Source organism: Pseudoalteromonas sp. TB51 (genome assembly GCF_000498055.1).
GTDB classification, from domain to species: Bacteria; Pseudomonadota; Gammaproteobacteria; order Enterobacterales; family Alteromonadaceae; genus Pseudoalteromonas; species Pseudoalteromonas atlantica.
This window is the reverse complement of the sequence record NZ_AUTO01000293.1, coordinates 1-3,964: the sequence shown is the minus strand read 5'-3', so window position 1 is coordinate 3,964 and position 3,964 is coordinate 1. Positions and strand designations below refer to the sequence as shown.

Sequence of the window (3,964 nt, the reverse complement as noted above, 5' to 3'; positions counted from 1 at the left end):
ATTGACCGTTAATCGTTTCAACGACGGCAATTAGCCATACGTTGCATGTTTGCTCCCTTACTGGTTTTACGATATCCAAAACCGACATAACGACCATTAAGCAAATACCAAAGTAAAATAGGTATGTGCTCCAATCATATAGCCAAAGAGGATAAAGCGTTAATAGCACTGCTACAGGCCCTAGAATGCTGAAGACAGCTCTGGTATGGTTTTTATTTTTGTGCCAGTTGTATAAGTTTACCAATAGTTCCAAAGATGCAAAAATAGGTAAAAGCGTATTTACAGCTATTCCTTCGAAGTGAGAGAAGAAGCCTAGTCCTAATGCCGATGCAAGTGACCTTAATGCAGGGAAGCAGGCCGTGCCGCTAGCCAAACGCCACTAGAGCCTACTCTGCCTAATATTTTATTTATCATTTGAAAGTCTATTGGTTGATATTACCATCATTCTAAACTCCGTATATAAGTACGGAGTCAATCATTTTAATGAATCAATTATGGGGCAATGTGTTGGATCTTCGTTTTGCATACAGGTATTTGTCATATCCACAATTACTTTCTCTAAACGTTGAAGGTCATTAATTTTGTCTCGAATGATTGCTAACTTTTGTCGGCTTAATAGCTCAACTTGAGCGCAGTTGCTGTCCATAGACATTAGCGATTTTATTTCTCTTAACGTAAAGCCGAGCGCTTTGGCTTTTGTGATAAACCTAAGTTGTCCTGCTATTGATTCGTCATATTGTCTATAACCAGATATTGGTTTTTCAGGTTGTGTAATCAGTCCTTCTCGTTCATAAAAACGAATGGTTTCTACATTTAAATTTAATGATTGTGCTAATTTGCCAATGGTTTTCATTATTGCCTTTGTGAATACTACTAATCTAAAGTTATATTTAGTTCAACTATCTAATGACTTGATAATGCCACAGACTTCAATTGTACCGTCAGACCCGCAAGAGCTTGCCATTAGTTTTAACTCTTTTTTGAGTGCATTCAATTCCTTCATTCGTTGATTAACTAAAGTTAGTTGCCGATCAATTAATGCATTTACACTAGAGCAACTCTCCTCTGGCTTGTTTTTTAATTCAATGAGTCGCTTAATATCATTAAGCGGAATATCTAAACTTCGACAATGCTTTACGAACTCTAGCTCTTTAAATGCCTTATTAGAATACAACCTGAAATTCCCTTCAGTGCGATCAGGATCTGACAGCAAGCCCTCCTTTTCATAATATCGGATGGTTTGTACTAAATACCCCGATGTTTTCGATAACTCACCAATTTTCATAAAATTTCCAAATAAACTTGACCCTATAGTCACTATAGGATTTATAGTTAGAGCATACAAGTTAATCGGAGATGAAAATGAGCGATTGTGGGTGTGAAGTTGAGCTAAAAGATAACCAGCAAAAAACGGTGCTTTATTGGCTTCTGGCTATCAATGCCTCGATGTTTGTTTTTGAAATTGGCTTTGGTTGGTTATCAGAATCAACGGCTTTAATTGCAGATTCGTTAGACATGCTAGCGGATGCAATCGTCTATGCAATTGCACTATACGCGGTGGGAAAGTCAATCCAACATAAGGCTAATGCTGCTTTAGTGAGTGGCTATTTCCAACTGGGGTTAGGCGTGCTAATTCTAATGGATATTGCTAGAAGGCTGTATGGTGAAAGTGAGCCTCACTCTTGGTTTATGATTGGCGTAGGCATGGTTGCTTTAGTTGCAAATGTGATTTGTCTCATCCTTATTCGAAAGCACAACAACGATGAAGTACATATGAGAGCTAGCTGGATATTTTCAGCGAATGATGTAATTGCAAATCTTGGTGTCGTTATCGCAGGCATACTCGTTATGGTGCTGAAACAGCGTTGGCCTGATATCGTCATTGGTAGCATCATTTCAATGTTAATTCTTCGAGGCGCTTACCGAATACTAAGCGATGCTAAACAAGAATTAGCTGTTGCTGAGAAAACACGTTAAACACCAAATGAAGATAAACAATCAACCTTTGGTTGTTCAAAGTAAGGAAACATCAATGAATAGCAAATATCTAGAAAAAACCAAGATAGTAAATTTTGAACACTCTACAATTCAATCATTAATTTCTGAGCGTAATTGGCAAGAACTCGATGACTTCAACAAAATTGGTGCAGCCTACCAATTTGTTAAAGATGAAATATTATTTGGTTACAATGAGAGTGATGATATTTCAGCAAGCAGTGTTTTAGCCGATGGTTACGGACAATGCAATACCAAGGGTAACTTGCTGATGGCTTTGTTACGAGGATTAGGTATTCAATGTCGTTTTCACGGCTTTACTATTGAGCAGCGATTACAAAAAGGAGCTATTCCAACTTATGTATTTTGGTTAGCACCTAAATATATCATTCATAGTTGGATTGAAGTTTATTTCAAGGATCGTTGGATAAACTTAGAAGGCTTTATATTAGATGAACAATATTTAAGTTCACTACAGCACAAATTTAGTCAAATAAAAAACGAATTTTGTGGTTATGGTGTTGCAACAAAGTGTTTCTCTTCGCCAGATACAGATTGGCGTGGTCAAGATACCTATATACAAAAAGAAGGTATTCATGATGATTTTGGTGTTTATAATTCCCCTGATGAGTTTTATCTCGAAAAAGGAACTAACTTATCAGGAATCAAACGTTGGATGTATCAACGAGTGATCCGTCACTTTATCAATTTTAACGTAGTCAATGTAAGAAATTTAAAAGTTCTTGAGGTGGAAAATGCACAATCATAGCCATAGCCATTCGCATGGAAAAGACGACCGTATAGGTTGGACATTTTTCCTTAATGTTTCATTTACTATTATCGAATTTATTGGTGGTTGGCTAACCAACAGTACCGCTATTATGGCTGATGCTGTACATGACCTGGGTGACAGTTTATCTATAGGATTCGCTTGGATACTGAGTCGTTTCTCGGATAAAGAAGCATCCGATAGATTTAGCTATGGCTATCGTCGTCTTACCCTGTTTGGCGCATTAATTAACAGTATTGTATTAGTTATTGGTTCTGTCTGGGTGCTATTTGAAGCAATACCAAGATTATCTAATCCTGAAATGCCAATGGCTGAAGGAATGTTGGGTCTTGCATTACTTGGGGTTGCTGTTAATGGGTATGCAGTATTTAAACTAAAAGCGGGTAAAACGCTGAACGAAAAAGTACTTACGTGGCATTTGCTTGAAGACGTACTTGGCTGGGTTGCAGTCCTAATTGTTTCTATCGTGCTGCTTTTTGTAGATCTACCAATATTAGATCCTTTGCTTTCTATAGGCTTTACACTGTTTATATTGTTTAACGTTTTGAAAAACCTGAAAACAACATTGGCACTATTTCTTCAAGCTACACCTGATGAAGAAGTGCAGAATAATATTGAAAAAGCGATAAAGGCTATACCTGAAATTAATGGGATTCATCATATGCACTTTTGGTCATTAGACGGGGAAAGTCACGTATTAACTGCTCACCTAGAGTTAGCCCATAACTTTGAGGTTGATAAATTAATTAGGCTAAAACAACAAGTGGCTAAGGAACTTTCTTCTTATAATTTATCTCATACAACCATTGAGTTTGAGTTTCCTCAAGAAACTTGCCGTGACGAGCATGAAAAACATGCGCATGGCTAGTTTAGAAAACCTTTTTTTGATATTATAATTTTTCATATTTAAGTAGGTGTTTATTTTGAAATTCAATGTTGCGTTAAAAATACTATTAGTCGTTTCGATTGTTTTGCAATCGTTAACTGCTGTTGTATCCGCAACACCTGAGAATCACCAAATAGATATAGAGCACCTTCAAATTCAACATGATCATGCAGATGATCGAAATGTCTCAAATGATAATGTAGGTGATGAGCAGCATAATGAAAAAGATTGTCATCACTGCGGACATTGCAGTGGCAGCCACTTATCTTGGATTTTAGTCAGTAATTCAAATA

At 36.9% G+C, this 3,964-nt stretch carries 7 protein-coding genes; 4 read left to right on the top strand and 3 right to left on the bottom strand.

The window, feature by feature from the left end:
• From L650_RS0117630 to L650_RS0117620, 3 genes are all read right to left on the bottom strand, one after another.
• A partial coding sequence (locus L650_RS0117630) for a MerC family mercury resistance protein (protein WP_223230598.1) occupies window positions 1–373 on the bottom strand: 373 nt, incomplete at its 3' end.
• Window positions 374–475: 102 nt separating this feature from the next.
• Window positions 476–853: a MerR family transcriptional regulator gene (locus L650_RS0117625; RefSeq protein WP_029773922.1), complete on the bottom strand. Its 378-nt coding sequence runs from the start codon at window positions 851–853 to the stop codon at window positions 476–478.
• A gap of 42 nt (window positions 854–895) precedes the next feature.
• Window positions 896–1,285 (bottom strand): Cd(II)/Pb(II)-responsive transcriptional regulator, encoded by a 390-nt coding sequence (locus L650_RS0117620; protein ID WP_029773921.1) that lies wholly within the window; start codon window positions 1,283–1,285, stop codon window positions 896–898.
• A gap of 77 nt (window positions 1,286–1,362) precedes the next feature.
• On the opposite strand from L650_RS0117620, the gene L650_RS0117615 reads away from it, so the two are divergent.
• The 4 genes from L650_RS0117615 to L650_RS0117600 form a co-directional block, all read left to right on the top strand.
• A complete protein-coding gene (locus L650_RS0117615; protein WP_004588888.1) occupies window positions 1,363–1,977 on the top strand; it encodes a cation transporter in 615 nt (204 codons plus the stop codon).
• Between the two features lie 55 nt (window positions 1,978–2,032).
• Window positions 2,033–2,764 (top strand): transglutaminase-like domain-containing protein, encoded by a 732-nt coding sequence (locus tag L650_RS0117610; protein ID WP_004588887.1) that lies wholly within the window; start codon window positions 2,033–2,035, stop codon window positions 2,762–2,764.
• Window positions 2,751–3,653: a cation diffusion facilitator family transporter gene (locus L650_RS0117605; RefSeq protein WP_004588886.1), complete on the top strand. Its 903-nt coding sequence runs from the start codon at window positions 2,751–2,753 to the stop codon at window positions 3,651–3,653. Before L650_RS0117610 ends, L650_RS0117605 begins: the two co-directional genes overlap by 14 nt.
• A gap of 55 nt (window positions 3,654–3,708) precedes the next feature.
• Window positions 3,709–3,964 (top strand): hypothetical protein (locus L650_RS0117600; RefSeq protein ID WP_029773920.1); only part of this gene is annotated, 256 nt, incomplete at its 3' end.

Bases quoted from the DNA above. Each gene is read 5' to 3' on its own strand.
- L650_RS0117625 (WP_029773922.1), bottom strand. From the start codon at position 853: ATGAAAACCATTGGCAAATTAGCACAATCATTAAATTTAAATGTAGAA.
- L650_RS0117620 (WP_029773921.1), bottom strand. From the start codon at position 1,285: ATGAAAATTGGTGAGTTATCGAAAACATCGGGGTATTTAGTACAAACC.
- L650_RS0117615 (WP_004588888.1), top strand. From the start codon at position 1,363: ATGAGCGATTGTGGGTGTGAAGTTGAGCTAAAAGATAACCAGCAAAAA.
- L650_RS0117610 (WP_004588887.1), top strand. From the start codon at position 2,033: ATGAATAGCAAATATCTAGAAAAAACCAAGATAGTAAATTTTGAACAC.
- L650_RS0117605 (WP_004588886.1), top strand. From the start codon at position 2,751: ATGCACAATCATAGCCATAGCCATTCGCATGGAAAAGACGACCGTATA.